The sequence below is a fragment of the Devosia lucknowensis genome (assembly GCF_900177655.1).
GTDB classification, from domain to species: Bacteria; Pseudomonadota; Alphaproteobacteria; order Rhizobiales; family Devosiaceae; genus Devosia; species Devosia lucknowensis.
In genome coordinates, this window is sequence record NZ_FXWK01000001.1 from 1,710,562 (window position 1) to 1,726,674 (window position 16,113).

13 protein-coding genes are annotated in these 16,113 nt (G+C 62.4%); 5 read left to right on the top strand and 8 right to left on the bottom strand.

Annotated elements, in window-relative coordinates; genetic code table 11:
- The first annotated feature begins 163 nt into the window (after positions 1 to 163).
- The 4 genes from CCK88_RS08425 to CCK88_RS08440 all read left to right on the top strand — a co-directional run bounded on the left by CCK88_RS08425 (position 164) and on the right by CCK88_RS08440 (position 4,269).
- Positions 164 to 2,512, top strand: coding sequence for an ATP-dependent helicase (locus tag CCK88_RS08425; RefSeq protein WP_086470003.1), 2,349 nt, complete (start codon positions 164 to 166; stop codon positions 2,510 to 2,512).
- Between the two features lie 98 nt (positions 2,513 to 2,610).
- The gene (locus CCK88_RS08430) at positions 2,611 to 2,928 is read left to right on the top strand and encodes a heavy metal-binding domain-containing protein (RefSeq protein ID WP_086470004.1); all 318 of its coding nucleotides are present in this window, start codon (positions 2,611 to 2,613) and stop codon (positions 2,926 to 2,928) included.
- A 57-nt stretch (positions 2,929 to 2,985) separates the two neighbouring features.
- The gene (locus CCK88_RS08435; protein WP_086470005.1) at positions 2,986 to 3,273 is read left to right on the top strand and encodes a PRC-barrel domain-containing protein; all 288 of its coding nucleotides are present in this window, start codon (positions 2,986 to 2,988) and stop codon (positions 3,271 to 3,273) included.
- Between the two features lie 123 nt (positions 3,274 to 3,396).
- A complete protein-coding gene (locus CCK88_RS08440) occupies positions 3,397 to 4,269 on the top strand; it encodes a 50S ribosomal protein L11 methyltransferase (protein ID WP_170926397.1) in 873 nt (290 codons plus the stop codon).
- Between the two features lie 129 nt (positions 4,270 to 4,398).
- Here CCK88_RS08440 and CCK88_RS18770 read toward each other — a convergent pair whose 3' ends face one another.
- Positions 4,399 to 4,530: a hypothetical protein gene (locus tag CCK88_RS18770; protein ID WP_268905699.1), complete on the bottom strand. Its 132-nt coding sequence runs from the start codon at positions 4,528 to 4,530 to the stop codon at positions 4,399 to 4,401.
- A 118-nt stretch (positions 4,531 to 4,648) separates the two neighbouring features.
- Complete coding sequence (locus CCK88_RS18775; RefSeq protein WP_280173813.1) at positions 4,649 to 4,780, bottom strand: hypothetical protein; 132 nt, start codon at positions 4,778 to 4,780, stop codon at positions 4,649 to 4,651.
- Positions 4,781 to 4,901: 121 nt separating this feature from the next.
- Here CCK88_RS18775 and CCK88_RS08445 point away from each other — a divergent pair, with 121 nt between their 5' ends.
- Positions 4,902 to 6,725, top strand: a complete 1,824-nt coding sequence (locus tag CCK88_RS08445; protein WP_086470007.1) for an aminopeptidase P family protein — start codon at positions 4,902 to 4,904, stop codon at positions 6,723 to 6,725.
- 42 nt (positions 6,726 to 6,767) lie between these two features.
- Here the strand turns inward: CCK88_RS08445 and CCK88_RS08450 are convergent, their stop codons facing one another.
- From CCK88_RS08450 to ftsZ, 6 genes are all read right to left on the bottom strand, one after another.
- A complete protein-coding gene (locus CCK88_RS08450; protein ID WP_140048930.1) occupies positions 6,768 to 8,036 on the bottom strand; it encodes a hypothetical protein in 1,269 nt (422 codons plus the stop codon).
- A gap of 16 nt (positions 8,037 to 8,052) precedes the next feature.
- Positions 8,053 to 10,266 (bottom strand): NAD-dependent DNA ligase LigA, encoded by a 2,214-nt coding sequence (ligA, locus tag CCK88_RS08455; protein ID WP_086470009.1) that lies wholly within the window; start codon positions 10,264 to 10,266, stop codon positions 8,053 to 8,055.
- Positions 10,267 to 10,423: 157 nt separating this feature from the next.
- A complete protein-coding gene (recN, locus tag CCK88_RS08460; protein WP_086470877.1) occupies positions 10,424 to 12,094 on the bottom strand; it encodes a DNA repair protein RecN in 1,671 nt (556 codons plus the stop codon).
- A gap of 163 nt (positions 12,095 to 12,257) precedes the next feature.
- Positions 12,258 to 13,103, bottom strand: coding sequence for an outer membrane protein assembly factor BamD (locus CCK88_RS08465; RefSeq protein ID WP_086470010.1), 846 nt, complete (start codon positions 13,101 to 13,103; stop codon positions 12,258 to 12,260).
- A gap of 96 nt (positions 13,104 to 13,199) precedes the next feature.
- On the bottom strand, positions 13,200 to 14,156 hold the full coding sequence (lpxC, locus tag CCK88_RS08470; protein WP_086470011.1) for a UDP-3-O-acyl-N-acetylglucosamine deacetylase: 957 nt from the start codon (positions 14,154 to 14,156) through the stop codon (positions 13,200 to 13,202).
- Positions 14,157 to 14,258: 102 nt separating this feature from the next.
- The gene (gene ftsZ, locus CCK88_RS08475; RefSeq protein WP_086470012.1) at positions 14,259 to 15,923 is read right to left on the bottom strand and encodes a cell division protein FtsZ; all 1,665 of its coding nucleotides are present in this window, start codon (positions 15,921 to 15,923) and stop codon (positions 14,259 to 14,261) included.
- Positions 15,924 to 16,113: the final 190 nt, after the last annotated feature.

Below are 16,113 nucleotides of genomic sequence, written 5' to 3' on the forward strand. Positions count from 1 at the left end.
TGCCGAAACAGATCGATGACACTGCCGTGACAATGCCGTGACAGTCCGGACTTCTATACAGGAGCGGCCACGCGCCCTATATTGCGCAAAAGAACAAAATGAGATTCATCAAGGTCCGGCGCCCTCGCCCCACGTGGCCCGCACCCTTGGAACACAAAGCAGCATGACTGAACCCGTACCCGCATATCGCCCTATGGGTGGGCCCATCACAAGCCAACTACAGCGGCAGGGCAAGTACTCCGCGAAAGTGGACTATCTAGCTGGGCTAAATCCAGAGCAGCGTGAAGCAGTTCTGGCGACCGATGGTCCACTGCTCGTGCTCGCTGGTGCAGGAACAGGGAAGACAAGGGTTCTCATCACTAGAATTGCCCACATCCTGCTCGAAAGCAGAGCGCAGCCATGGGAAATTCTCGCGGTGACGTTCACCAACAAAGCAGCGCGCGAGATGAAGGTTCGGATTGACTCGTTTGTTAAGCCGCTCCCTGAGCTACAGTGGATGGGCACCTTCCACTCCATGTCGGCAAAAATCCTGCGCAAGCATGCCGAACTCGTCGACCTCAAATCCACTTTCACCATTCTCGATACCGACGACCAGATCCGGCTGATCAAGCAGCTGCTGGCCGCGGAAAACATCGACGAAAAACGCTGGCCGGCCCGACAGTTCGCTGGCATGCTCGACGCCTGGAAGAACCGCGGATTGCAGCCCAAGGACGTGCCCGCAGCCGACAGCAGCTACTACGCCAATGGCAAGGGTGGCAGGCTCTACCACGACTATCAGGCGCGCCTGAAGGCGCTCAATGCCGCCGATTTCGGTGACCTGCTGCTCGAATGCATCCGTCTGTTCCGCGAGAACCCGGATGTGCTGGCCGAGTACCATCGCAAGTTCAAGTACATGCTGGTGGACGAGTATCAGGACAGCAACACCGCCCAGTATCTGTGGCTGCGTTTGCTCGCGCAGGGCAAGCCCGCCGCGGAAGCCAACATCTGCGTGGTGGGTGACGACGACCAGTCCATCTATGGCTGGCGCGGCGCCGAGGTGGACAACATCCTGCGCTTCGAAACGGACTTCCCCGGCGCCAAGGTCATCAAGCTGGAGCGCAACTATCGCTCCACCGCCAACATCCTCAAAGCAGCCTCGACACTGATCGCCTTCAACGAAGGGCGGCTCGGCAAGACCCTGTTCACCGATGTCGCCGATGGCGGCGATCTGGTCTCCTTCACGCAGGTCTACGACTCCGAGGAAGAAGCGCGCACCATCGGCGAGGAAATCGAGCAGTTTCAGCGACAGGGCGAACCGCTCAATTCCATGGCCATCCTCGTCCGCGCCTCGTTCCAGATGCGCGAATTCGAAGAGCGTTTCATCACGCTCGGCCTCAACTATCGCGTCGTCGGCGGCCCCCGCTTCTACGAACGCAAGGAAATCCGCGACGCCCTGGCCTATCTGCGGCTGGTGGCGCAACCGGCCGACGACCTCGCCTTCGAGCGCATCGTCAACGTCCCCAAGCGCGGCATCGGCGACTCCACCGTCAAGATGCTGATGGAAACCGCGCGCGGCATGAAAGTGCCGCTCCTGGCAGCGACGCGCATGCTGGTCGAAACCGAGGAACTCAAGCCCAAGCAGCGCACGACGCTGCGGGCACTGATCGCCCAGTTCGACGACTGGGCCTGGCGCAGCGAAAGCCTCAAGCCCTATCAGCTGGTCGAAAACATCCTGGAAGAAAGCGGCTATACCGACATGCTCGAGGCCGAGAAATCCGTCGAGAGCCAAGGGCGCAAGGAAAACCTCAAGGAACTCAGCCGCTCCATGGAGGAATTCGACACGCTCGGCGGCTTTCTCGAACACATTGCCCTGGTGATGGACCGGGACAGCGCCGACGCCAGCGACGCCGTGACCATCATGACCCTCCACTCGGCCAAGGGCTTGGAATACGACACCGTATTCCTGCCGGGTTGGGAGGATGGGACGTTCCCCAGTCAGCGATCCATGGACGAAAGCGGTCGCGCCGGGCTCGAGGAAGAGCGGCGGCTGGGCTATGTCGGGATAACCCGTGGACGCAAGCGGGTCCGCATCTCGGCCGCGCAGAACCGGCGCATCCATGGCCTCTGGCAATCGGCCATCCCGAGCCGCTTCATCGACGAGTTGCCTCCCGACGCTGTGGAAGTCACCGACAAGGGCTCGGCCTACGGCGGCTATAGCTATGGCGGCGGCGCTGCGAGCCGCTTCAACAAGGCCGATCCATTCGAGAGCGTCTATGAGACGCCGGGCTGGAAGCGCGCCCGCGCCAACCAGGAAAGCCGCAAGGGCGGCGGCCCGCTGACGATCGAAGGCGAACTCGTGGCCCGCTCGGTCGATCTGGGCGGCGAATCCAGCGGCTACAAGCTGGGCGAGCGCGTGTTCCACCTCAAGTTCGGCTATGGTGAAGTCATCCAGATCGAAGGCAACAAGCTGACCATCGATTTTGAAAAGGCCGGTACCAAGAAGGTGCTGGAGAGTTTCATCCGCAAGGGGTGAGACGGGGCGACTGTGGCTGGGGCGAGATTCCCTCCTGGCCCCTGCCCTTGTTATCGGCAGGATCATCTCCACATCCTCCACACAGCAGGAGGAAACCCATGATTCTCTCGACCACGCCCACCCTCGAAGGCCGCCCGATCCGCGACTATCTCGGCATCGCAACAGGCGAAGTCATCGTCGGCGCCAATATCTTCAAGGATCTGTTCGCCGGCATTCGCGACATCGTCGGCGGCCGGGCGGGCGCCTACGAGTCGACATTGCGCGACGCGCGACAGCAGGCCTATCGCGAACTGGCGGAAGAAGCCCGGAGAATGGGGGCGGACGCGGTGGTAGGCATCGACATCGACTATGAAGTCGTCGGCCAGAATGGCTCGATGTTGATGGTTTCGGTATCGGGGACCGCCGTCAAACTCTGATGGAACGGATAGGTCCACCCGGATGTTGATTGGGTCCAAACCCGAAAGGATTGCCCGATGGACCACACCAATCACGTTCGCCTGTCATCGTCCGAGCTGACACCCTCGATCCTTGAAGGCGCCACGATCTATGGTGCCGACGACCACAAGGTGGGCAAGGTCGACCATGTACACGGTCTCGACACGGTCATCATCGATGTCGGCGGCTTCCTGGGCCTGGGCGCCAAGCCGGTCGCGGTTCCGCTCAGCGACCTGGAATTCATGCGCGACGAGGATGGCGACGTCCACGCGGTGACCGGATGGACCAAGGACCAGCTCAAGTCGATGCCCGAGCATCATCACTGATAACAGAAGGCCCGGCTCAAGCGCCGGGCCTTTTCTTTTCGGCCGCGAGACCTCACCAAAGCCTCCGGAGTTGACAGATCGGCGACTGCTGCCCCAATGGCACAAACGCCATTTGAGGTTTCCATGTCCGTCGATCAGCTCTCGTCAAACGCCCTTACCAAAGAGCAGGCCTATGCGCTGGTCGACGCCGTGTCGGAAAATGACGAGCTGGCGCTGACCGTATCAGCGCATGAAAACGAGGAAACCGGTGAATGGGTGTTCGAAGCCACCTGCGACAGCCCTCCCGATCTTGAATCATTTTCTGAACTGGCCCGCCAAGTGCTCGGGGGAGACGTCACTTTCACCGTCGAGGCGATCGATCCGGAGATCAACTGGGTCGCCAAATCGCTCGAGGGTCTGGCCCCCGTCATTGCCGGTGGCTTTTACGTCTACGGTAGCCATGAGACCGGCCCCATCCCCGATGGCCTTACCCCGATGAAGATCGACGCCGCACAGGCCTTCGGGACCGGGCACCACGAAACGACGACGGGGTGCCTCGAGGCCATCGAGACCCTGCTGACCGAGCGCACTCCCGCGCGCATGATCGATATCGGAACCGGCACGGGCGTCCTGGCCATCGCCCTCGCAAAGCGGCTGGAGGCTGTCATTCTCGCCACCGACATCGACCCCATCGCCGTGACGACGACAGTCGACAACGCGGTGGAGAACGGCGTGGGAGAACAGATCGACGCCATCGAGGCTACCGGTCTCGACCACCCCGAAATCGCGGCACGGGCTCCGTATGATCTGGTGGTCGCCAATATTCTGGCCGGCCCGCTCACCGACCTTGCGCCCGGGGTTGGCGGCATCACCCAGAAAGGCGGGACCGCAATCCTTTCGGGCATCCTCAATACACAGGCTGACGGCGTCATCGCCGCCTACCAGAACGCCGGCTTTGCGCTCAAGGACCATTTGAAGCGCAAGGACTGGACGACGCTGGTGCTGGAACGGGCGTGAGGGCACCTCACCCAGCCGCCCCTTGCAGTAGGGTAGGCCGGGGGGCCTCTGAACGCTTTGCCAAAAAGAAAATCCCCGAAGCAGGCTTCGGGGATCGGTTTGATCGTCAGCTTCGGTGCAGCAGCAGCCTTACGGGCGCTTGGTGACAGCGCCGATCAACTGATGCTGCATGCGGTAGCTGACCTGGCGGGAGGCTTCGCGGCCACGAGCGTCGATAAGACCACCCAATGCGCTGCGGAAACCATTCTTGCTCTCGGTCATCTTATACTCCATGCGACGGGCGGTCTGTTGCCACCCGACAATGCCTATCTAGGCTGTTTGCTGAGGCCTGGTAAGCCCTTGGCAGGCAAACCAGCCATGCCGGTTCTGCAGGGCAGGATTAACGCCCGTTTACCTTGCGGTCATGACCATGGCTGCGCTCGAACTGTGCGACATAGCGCTGGGCCTGGCGGGTACGGCCTTCGACGATCGCTTCGAGGGCACGCTGGAAGATATTGTTCTGCTTGCTCATTTCATCCGTCTCCTGTTTCCTGACCTTAAGATAGGTCCCCCCTTACACGGGACCAGACCCAAGACGACAGAACAGCCATGCTCCGAGTGCATTTCGCTCGAGCATGGGCCAAGGACAGATAATGGCATCCCAGACTTTCCAACCCGCTGTTTTCCAGAGCTTTGACGAAAAATCCGATCCTTCCAATGTTGCCCCGCGACTGAGTCAACTCAGGCAAGCCATGCACAAGGCGGGTATCGACGCCGTTCTGATTCCGCGCGCCGATGCCCATCGCGGTGAATCGGTCCCCCCCGGCGAGGCGCGTCTCGCGTACATCACCGGCTTCACCGGATCGGCGGGCCTGGCGGTCGTAGGCTCCGAAAAAGCCGGCCTGTTCGTGGACAGCCGCTACACGCTTCAGGCGCCTGCCCAGACCGATACCAGCCTTGTGACGGTGCATGAAACCGGTCAGGGCGGCATCAGCGAGGACGTCCGCCTCTACGTGCCAAAGAGTGGCACGCTGGCCTATGATCCGTGGCTGCACACGCCGGGCGAGGTGCGCGATATCGCGCAAAAACTCTCGGGCCATGCGCAGGTCGTGCCGCATGCCAACCTCGTCGACGCCATCTGGAAGGACCGCCCCGGCGCACCGGTCTCGCCGATCGAATTTCTCGGCCACAATCGCGCCGGCAAGTCGGCTTCCGACAAGATCGCGGATCTCCAGAAAGCACTGGTGTCCGACCATGCGGACGCCGTCGTTTTGACCCTGCCCGAGAGCATCTGCTGGCTGCTGAACATGCGCGGGCGCGATGTCCCCAACACGCCCTTCGTCCTTGGTTTCGCGATCGTGCCCGATGCGGGCCGTCCGACGCTTTACCTGGACGCTGCCAAGATCACGCCGGAACTGCATAAAGCGCTTGAGGGCGTCGCTGAAGTGGCAGACGCCAACCGTTTCGCCACCGATCTTGAGGCCTTGGGCGCGGCGGCAAAGACCGTACTGATCGATCCCCAATCGGCCCCCGCCGCCGTTGCCGATACACTGGGCAACGCCGGGGCAAAACTGATCGAGAAACGCGATCCTGTGCTTGGCCCCAAGTCGGTCAAGAACGAGGTGGAACTGTCGGGCATGCGGGAGGCGCATCGCCTCGACGGCGTGGCGCTGGCCAAGTTCCTCCACTGGTTCGACAGCGAGGCGCCCAAGGGGCAGCTCACCGAAATCGGCATCGTGACCGCGCTCGAAAGCTTTCGTCGCGAGGACGAAACCTGCGTCGACGCCAGCTTCGATACCATTTCGGGAGCCGGCCCCAATGGCGCAATCGTCCACTACCGAGTGACCACCAAGACCGACCGCATTCTGCAGGCCGGGGAACTGATGCTGCTCGATAGCGGCGCGCAATATCTGTCGGGGACCACCGATATCACCCGCACCCTCTTCACCGGCTCCGCCACCGCTGAACAGAAGGATCGCTATACCCGCGTCCTCAAGGGCATGATCGCCATCTCGCAGGCCCGCTTCCCACGGGGCACCAGCGGCGCCCAGATCGATATTCTGGCGCGCCAGTTCCTCTGGCAGGATGGCGTGACCTACAACCACGGCACCGGCCACGGCGTCGGGGCATTTCTGGGCGTGCACGAGGGGCCGGTCGGCATCTCGTCACGCTACGCGACGCCGCTGGAAGCGGGCAATGTCTTGTCCAACGAGCCGGGCTTCTACAAGACCGGGGAATACGGCATTCGCATCGAAAACCTCATCGTAGTGCGCGACGCGGACCGCTTCCCCGGCTATCTCGAGTTCGAAACGATCACCCTGGCCCCGATCGATACAAGGCTGATTGACCGGTCGCTGCTGACACCGGGCGAAGTGGACTGGCTCAATGCCTTCCATGCCAAGGTCTGGGCTGAAATCGGGCCGCGCGTGACTGGAGAGGTCAAGAACTGGCTGGCGCAGGCCACCAAGGCGATCTGATCGTCTGGGCGACCTCTGGAGCGAGCACCGGAGGTCGTCCCTTCAGTTGAACCAGAGCGCAAAGAAGGGCCAGTCGTCGCCCATGACGCGGTTGAGTTCGCTGAAACTTTCGGCATCCGCGATTGGCCCGTCGGCGAGGTACGGCAGGGCGTCATGGCCGGTGAACAGCATCACGATATCGGTCTTCGTGGCCGTATCGAAATACGCCTTGAGGTCGAAGCCCTTGGTGAAGCGCCAATGCGGCAGCAGCAACTCACCCTCGAGGATCAGGTCGACCTGGTCGAGGGTGGCGAGCCAGGCATCGACGATCTCCTGCGTCACCGACTGCCCCGGGATGATCGAGGTCTGGCTCGGCGCGGGAACGAGCTCCCTGTTGTCGTCGGTTTCGGCCAGGATCATTTCCCAGTTTTTCCGGGAGAGGCTGGTGATGGCGAGCAGCCGCTCGCGCACGCCCGCCAGCCGCGTCTGGTCGATGACGGGGAAGTTCGCCGTATGGAGGGCCGCCACGAGGTCGGCGATCATGGCATCGCTCGTCGGGTCCACCATCAGCGTCGAGCCCCGACCGAATTCGGCCAGCGGCAAGCCCGCTTCCGGGAACAGGCGGTGCAGGTAGGCATCGAAGAAGGCCGAAAAATCGTGCGCCAGAGTCAGGTCGAACGGCGCAGCGGTGACATTTGCATAACCCGCGAACCAGATCGCATCGGCGTTGTCGAAGCCCACGATGAACTCGGGCGGTGTGGTCACGCCCTTCGATTTGCTCTTTTCCGACACCTCGGGCAGCGCAAAATCGCCGAGACCGGCCAGGAGGACGCCCAGCGTTTCAGTCTCACCACGCTCGCCGTCGCCGTCGAGGTCGATGCGCACAAGCAGCGGATCGATGGGAATGACGAAGTCGGTGCCCTCCCCGGCCTGCTGCATGTGCACGGCAGCAGCGTCGAGGGCAGTGACGAAATCGTCGAGGATGTCGCGCAACTGATCGTAGGTGAGTGGCTCGGGATCGGGATTGGCCGGGGTTGCACCGGCCTCGATGCCCGACCCCAGCACAAGCGCCAGGGGCGAAAGATCCGGCGACACGGCGCCATGGCGATAGAGCGCCTGCGCAAAGGTCTCATATCCCGAAATCAGGCTATCAAGACCCAGTAAGAAACAGGCGTCGCCCTCTCCGGCATCGCAACCGGGCTGCCCCTGCTCGGCCAATTGGCTTAGCGAGCCATCGTAGAGGCTGGCCGCGAGCTGGTCGCCGCTTTCACCTGCCTGCACGGCCGAAGATGCCAGCGTCAGCGCCGCAGTCGCAATCATCCAGTGCTTCACACGATTCTCCCGAAATCTACTTACCGACGCGCGCGAACCACTCGTCCTCGCTGATGACCTCCACGCCCAGCTCCTGCGCCGCCTTCAGCTTGGAACCTGCACCGGGACCGGCCACCAGGATATCGGTCTTGGCCGAAACCGATCCGGCCACCTTCGCGCCCACCCTCTCGGCCATAGCCTTGGCTTCGGATCGTGACATTTTTTCGAGCGTGCCGGTGAACACCACGGTTTTCCCCGCTACCTGGCTGTCGGCGGAGATGGTGACGACGTAGTCCTTTGGTTTCACCTCCACCAAGAGCCTGTCGAGCGCTTCCACGTTCTGCGGGTTGTCGAAGAAATCGCGCAACGCTTCCCATACGGTATCGCCGAGGCCGTTCACCGACGGAAAGACCTGGTGCAGATCGCCGCTCGCGGCGGCCGCCTCGATGCCCTTGGCGCGCAATTCGTCGATGCTCGAGAAGGTCCGCGCGAGCACTGCAGCAGTTGTCTCGCCGATATGCCTGATCCCGAGCGAAAAGATGAACCTGTCGAGCTCAGGCTCACGCCGCGCATCGATGGCGGAAAAGAGCTTGTCGAGCCCTTCGTAGTTGCGCTCTTCAACGGCACGGACGTTTTTGCGCGTCTTGCCCGAGGCGTCCTCGCGCGCCCGGGCTTGCTCCTCGCGACGGTGCGCCAGGGCCTGCTGGACCTCGGCGCGTCGGGTCTTGAGCGCAAAGATATCAGCCGGGGTCTTCACGAGCCCCCTGGCGAAGAAGAGTTCGATATTCTCCGCACCAAGGCCCTCGATATCGAGGGCGCCGCGCGAGACGAAGTGCTTGAGGCTTTCGACGGCCTGAGCGGGACAGATCAGTTCACCCGTGCAGCGTCGGCGCGAATCTTCCTTGCCGGTCTTCTCGTTGATTTCCCGAACGGCCGGCGACCCGCAGACCGGACAGGTATCGCGCATGTGATACGGCTCGGCATCCTTCGGACGCTTGTCGAGCAGAACATCGACGATCTGCGGAATGACGTCGCCGGCGCGCTGGATCGTCACGGTATCGCCGATGCGGATGTCCTTGCCCTCGCGGATCGGCAGGCCATTGCTGTCGCGCCCGGCAATATAGTCCTCGTTGTGGAGCGTCACGTTGACCACTGTGACCCCGCCGACGCCCACCGGATCGAGCCGCGCGACGGGCGCCAGGGTGCCTGTGCGGCCCACCTGGATTTCAATGTCGCGTACGCGCGTCGTCGCCCGCTCCGCCGGGAATTTATGTGCCACCGCCCATCGCGGTTCGCCGGTCACGAAACCCCATCGGCGCTGCAGCTCGAGCTGGTCGACCTTGTAGACCACGCCGTCGATGTCGTAGCCGAGCGACGCCCGCTGCTCTTCGATCTTGTGATAGTGAGCAATGAGCTCGTCCACCGACTTGGCCCGCGCCATCAGAGGGCTAATCTGGAAGCCCCATTCCGCGAACTTCTGGACGGCCTCGTATTGGGTCGGCGCCGGATCCTCAGTGGTAAAGCCCCAGGCATAGGCGAAGAACCTGAGGTTGCGGCTCGCGGTGACCGATGGATCCTTCTGGCGCAGGGAGCCCGCCGCCGTGTTGCGCGGATTGACGTAGTTCTGCCCGCCCGCGGCGGCCGAACGCTCCTTCAGGGCCTGGAATTCAGCATAGGTCATGTAGACCTCGCCGCGAATTTCGATCACCTCCGGCCAGCCTGATCCGGATAGCTTGTGCGGGATGTCGGCAATGGTCCTGAGATTTGCGGTAATGTCCTCGCCTACCGAACCGTCACCCCGGGTCGCGCCCTGCACGAAGACGCCGTTTTCGTATCGGAGCGATGCGGAAAGGCCGTCGATCTTGGGTTCGGCAGTGAAGGCCAGTTCCAGTCCCTCGTCCTTCTGGAAAAAGCGCCGGCCGCGCTCGATGAAATCGGCGACATCGTCATCGGTGTAAGCTTTGGCAAGGCTGAGCATCGGCACGGCGTGCCGGACCTTGGAAAAGCCTTCGGCGGGAGCCGCACCGACTTTCCCCGTGGGACTGTCGCTGCGCACGAGATCGGGAAAGGCCGTCTCGATCTCGGCATTGCGGACGCGCAAGGCGTCGTACTCGGCGTCAGTGATCTCCGGTGCGTCATTCTGGTGATAGGCGAGATCCGCCTCGGCAATGGCCGCGGCCAACCGCTCCAGTTCGTCGCGGGCCTCGGCTTCGCTGAGGTCGGAAACGTCTTTGAGGGGAAGATCGGACATGGGCTTACTCGAACGGGGATTCTGGCTAGGAAGATACCCCCACCTGGCCTTCCCCTGATAGGGGGAGGGACAGAATGGGACGTACAAAGTCCGTGCTCACTCTGAGACGGACTCCCTCTTCTTCAGGGGGAGGCCGGGAGGGAGCCACAACCCAGCCCTATCCCACGGCTCCGAGCAATTTCTTGGCAGCAGCACGGGCTTCGTTGGTGATCTCCGCACCAGCGAGCATGCGCGCCACCTCTTCCTGGCGGGCCGGCTTGTCCAACGGCTTCACATGCGTGCGCATGAAGGCGCCCTCTTCCACCATCTGCTTTTCGATCAGCAGGTGGCGATTGGCGCGGGCCGCGACCTGCGGCGCATGAGTTACTGTCAAAACCTGCACGTTGGAGGCAAGGCGCGCGAGACGCCGACCGATCGCATCGGCCACAGCACCGCCCACGCCGGTGTCGATTTCGTCAAACACCAGGACCGGGGCTGAGCCCCGATCGGCCAGAACCACCTTGAGAGCCAGCAGGAACCGGCTGAGCTCGCCGCCCGAAGCGACCTTGAGCAAGGGACCAGCGGCAGTGCCAGGATTGGTCTGAACATGGAAGGCGATCTGGTCGAAGCCCGTCGCCGCAATCCGGTCCGCATCGACCTGATGGTCGACGATGAAACGCGCCGCACCGAGCTTGAGATCGGGCAGCTCCGCCTCGACAGCGCTGCTGAGCGCCTGGGAAGCGGCCCTCCGTCCCGCGCTGAGAATGTCCGCAACCTCGCGATAGCGGGCTCGTGCGGCCGTCTCCTCGACCTCAAGCGCCTTGAGCCGGCTTTCACCGCTTTGCAGCGTGTCGAGATCGCCCTGATACTTTTCGAGGACAACCACGAGTTCGTCCGGCGTGGTCTGGTGCTTTCGGGCCGCTGCCCGCAACGCAAACAGGCGTTCTTCCACCGCCTCTAATTCGCCGGGGTCGAAGGCCATTTCGCGCTTCAGGTCTTCAAGCGCATCGGTGGTCCGGTCCAGCGTCACGAGGGACGCATCAAGCGCATCGACAATGGGCTGGAACAGCGTAGACCCACCATCGATCTTGCGCATCAATCGCCGCATCAGCGACGCCAGGGCGGGGCTCGGTGCATTGGGTCCATTGAGAATTTCGTCGATTTCCACGACATCGGATGCGGCCTTCTCGGCCTGCTGCAATTGCTGGCGCCGTTCAGCGAGTTCCCCCTCCTCGCCCGCCACCGGCTTCAGCTTACCCAGCTCTTCCACGGCATGGCGGGCATAATCCTCGGCGGCCACAGCTTCGGCCACCAAGGCCCGCTGTTCGGCCACCGCTTGCTGCGCCTCGACCAGATGCGCCCAGCATTCGCGTACCGCATTGGCCTCCGAGGCCAACTCACCGAACGCATCGAGGGCGGCCCGGTGAGTCGCCACGTCGACCAGGGCACGGTCATCATGCTGTCCATGGATTTCGACGATCTGACTTCCAACCTTCTGCAAAAGCGAAGCCGAGACCGGCTGGTCGTTAATGAAGGCCCGGGTCCGCCCATCGGCAAACTGCACACGGCGCAGGATAACGTCTTCGTCGTCGGCAATGGCATTGTCTCGCAGGAGCGCCCGTGCCGGGTGATCAACAGCCAGTTCCAGCACAGCCACCACCTGGCCGCTGTCCTGCCCCTGTCTGACCAGCGACGCATCACCCCTGCCCCCAAGTGCCAGGGTCAAGGCGTCAAGCAGGATGGATTTGCCGGCGCCGGTTTCACCGGTGAGCACCGTCATGCCGGAATCGAGGGCGAGATCGAGCTGGTCGATAAGGACGATATTGCGGACTGAGAGCGCGTTCAGCATGCGCGTTTCTTCCCGTGGCCACCACTGACTGGTCCCGCTTGTAGCATCGGCTGTCGCGAAGCCGCCCCGGAGCGCGGCGTCGTCCACAATTTAGACCGTACAAACGAAACCGGGACGCATGATAGCGCCCCGGAACAAAATAGCAACATCGATTTGGTTATGCTTAGCTGCGGTGTGCCGCCAGCCAGCTGCCAGAATTGAGCTGTGGGGCAAGGCCCTGCTTGCCGAGCACTTCGAAAGCGCGCTTGTACCAGTCGCTCGCCGGATAATTGTGGCCCAGGACAGCGGCGGCCGACATGGCTTCATTCGATAGGCCGAGCAGCAAATAGGTCTCGGTGAGGCGATAGAGGGCTTCCTCGATATGGGTCGAAGTCTGCCAGCGTTCCACCACTTCGCGGAAACGGTTGATGGCGGCAGCATACTGGCCATTGCCCTGATAGTAGCGACCAACTGACATTTCCTTGCCGGCCAGCTGATCGTAGGCGACGAGCAGCTTTTCCTTGGCGTCCGCCGCATGTTCGGACTTGGGATAATTGTTGATCAGCAGATTATAGGTGTCGATGGCGTCGCGCGACAGTTGCTGGTCGCGCGTGATGTCCTTGATCTGAGCGTAATAGGACGTGCCCTTGAGCCAGAGCACGTAGGCCATTTCCGAACTCGACGGGTAGAGCGCCATGTAGCGGTCGGCAGCAAGAATGGCTTCGTCGAACTTGCCGATGCGATAATTCGCATAGACCTGCATCAGCTTGCCCTTCTCGGTCAGCGGATCGCGCGGATGCTGACGCTCGAGCTTTTCAAGCTTTTCGATGGCGGTCTGGTAATACTGACGGTCCATGTCATCTAGCGCGCCCTGGTAGAGGCTCTGCGCCGGAACGATCGGCTCTTCCTTGAGCTTCACGGGACCGAACAGTCCCCCGCCTGCACAGGCCGTCAGGACCACGGCCATCAGGCCCATGGCAGCGAACCGGATGGCCCGGCTGGAATACTGGCTCACAACGTCAAGCTTCACGAACTGCCCCGTTCAAAATCATACCGCAGCAAGACTGCGGGCCTATTTGGCAATTGGATCAAAACTGTGGCGTGGCTGAAGGACCGCCCGGCCCCCTCAGCGTACGGACCGCAAGTAGTGATGGACTTCAAGGCCATCCGGCTGGTCTTCGAAACTCTCGAATTCCAGCGGCAGGTCTTCGGCCTCGACTATTTCATAATTGGCTTCGCTGGAAAAGAGCGAGGCCAGGACGTGCGCATTGAGCGCGTGGCCGCCCTTGTAGGAGCGGAACTTGCCCCAGATGGCCAGACCACCCAACGACAGGTCGCCGATGGCATCGAGCAACTTGTGGCGCACGAATTCGTCTTCGTAGCGCAAGCCACCCGGATTGAGGACGCGGTCCTCATGCAGCGTAATGGAATTGTCGAGGCTGGAGCCCAGCGCATAACCGGCCTGGCGCAATATCTTTGCATCGCGCACGAAGCCGAAGGTGCGGGCCTGCGAAACGTCCTCGAAATAGCGGCGCGGCGTCCAGTCGAAAATCATCCGCTGCCGGCCGATCACCTTGGAATCGAAGTCGATTTCGAGGTCGAGGGCCCGTCCGTTATAGGGCTCGAGCGCGGCAAACGCGTCGTTGTTGCGCACAGTGACGGCGCGCACGATCTTGAGGAATTTCTTCTGCGCCGGCTGGACTTCCAGGCCCACCGCCAGAATAGCGGACGCGAACGGATGAGCCGAACCGTCCATGATCGGGCATTCCGGTCCATCGAGCGTGATCAGAACGTTGTCGACGCCCATGCCGGAAAGGGCCGAAACCACGTGCTCGACCGTCGCGACACTGTAGCTGTTGCCCAGGTCGAGCGTGGTGCAGAGCGTGGTGCGCGTGACGCGCGAATGGTGCACCTGCACCGGCCTGGTGAACGCGCCGTTACCCAGGTCGCGCCGGATCATGTAGCCACTGTCCGGCGCGCCAGGCGCCATGGACAGCGTCACCGGCTGCGCGCTGTGCACGCCATAGCCCGAAAAGCTGACCTCGCCAGCAAGCGTGCGCTGGCGCGTGGAAAGTTTGTTCATGCCTGGAAATGCTCCGCCGGTGCGCTCAAAGAACTGTTAGCCAAAAAAAACTCGGTGCGGAAGCCGCACCGAGAGAGCTTTTCGTTGATGTTCAACGCCGGATCAACCGTGCTTGCGCAGGAAGGCCGGAATTTCGAGATGCTCCTTCTGGGCCGGAGCCGCGGGTGCGCGGCCCTGGTTATCCAGCTGGCCGCGCGCGCCCTCGGCGGGCGGAGCGACACGGGAAGTCCTTGCGCCGCCAGCTTCAATGGCGCTGCGGGCAGCGGCATCGTCAGCCATGGAAGCCTTTGGCTCGGCGCGGGTCTCTGCCTGTTGCTGTCCGAGATTGAGACCGACATTGGAGGCCAGGCGCTTGAAGAGAGCACGGGCATTGCGCGGCTCTTCGACCTGACGTTCCTGCGCTTCCTGTGTCCGGCGCGCAACAACCGGCAGCTCTTCGGTACGCGGCATGCGGCGCTGTCCCTCGGGACGAGCAGCGTGAGAGGGCACATAAACGCTGGGAATCGGCTGTTCCTGAAGAACCGGAGCCTCTTCCGGCTCGACGAGCGACTCAGCGGCGGGCACATAGGGCTCGACCAGGATGCCGTCGTCTTCCTGGGCATAGGACGGTGCCGGCTGATGAGCGGCGAAGGCTTCGGCCACGGCGGCCTCGACCTGGTGACCGATTTCCTCGGCTTCGAATTCCATCACAGGCGCCGGAGCGGCCTGCGGGATGACCGAGCGCTCGGCCGGAACGTGGCGCTTGACCGACAGCGGGGTGCGCGAAGCATTGGGCTTCGGCGGCTCCATGGCCTGGACCATGGCAGCATCGGTGCCGGTGGCAACGACCGACACGCGGATCGTGCCGTTGAGGTTCGGATCGTAGGTTGCGCCAAGGATGATGTTGGCGTCGGCGTCGACTTCCTCGCGGATGCGGCTGGCCGCTTCGTCGACTTCGTAAAGGGTCAGGTCCGGACCGCCGGTAATCGAGATCAGCAGACCACGGGCACCATGCATAGACACATCGTCGAGCAGCGGATTGGCAATGGCGGCCTCGGCAGCGTGACGAGCACGATCTTCACCCGACGCTTCACCGGTACCCATCATCGCCTTGCCCATGCCGCGCATCACGGCGCGCACGTCGGCGAAGTCGAGGTTGATCAGGCCTTCCTTGACCATCAGGTCGGTGATGCAGGCGACGCCGGAAAACAGCACCTGGTCGGCCATCGCAAAGGCGTCGGCAAACGTGGTTTTCTCGTTGGCGACGCGGAAGAGGTTCTGGTTCGGAATGACGATCAGCGTATCGACATGGCGATGCAACTCATCGATGCCGTCTTCCGCCAGACGCGCACGGCGATTGCCTTCGAAATTGAACGGCTTGGTGACCACGCCAACCGTCAGAATGCCCTGTTCGCGAGCGGCACGGGCAATGACCGGCGCAGCACCGGTACCGGTACCGCCACCCATACCAGCGGTGATGAACACCATATGCGAGCCACTGAGATGATCATTGATCTCGTCCCAGCTTTCTTCCGCAGCCGCGCGACCCACTTCCGGGTGCGATCCGGCACCCAGACCTTCGGTCACACCGACACCGAGCTGAATGATGCGCTGCGCCTTGCTCAGGGCGAGTGCCTGTGCGTCGGTATTGGCAACGACGAAATCGACGCCATCCAGACCGGACTCGATCATGTTGTTGACGGCGTTACCGCCGGCACCACCAGCACCGAACACGGTGATGCGGGGCTTGAGTTCCTGGATGTCTGGGATCGTGAGATTGATGGTCATAGGTGGCCCCATAGTGGCGTGGTTGGTTAAGATTTACCCGCCAATTCGTTAACCCCACCCTAACAAGTGCACCTTCCCGGTTAACTTTTGCGCAAAATGCGACAACCGGAGGTTACCTGTTGTGGTCTCGTTAACCACCAACCGCCGTCCGGTGAGATCCTGCCCGCCCGGATGACCTTTGGACAAGTGT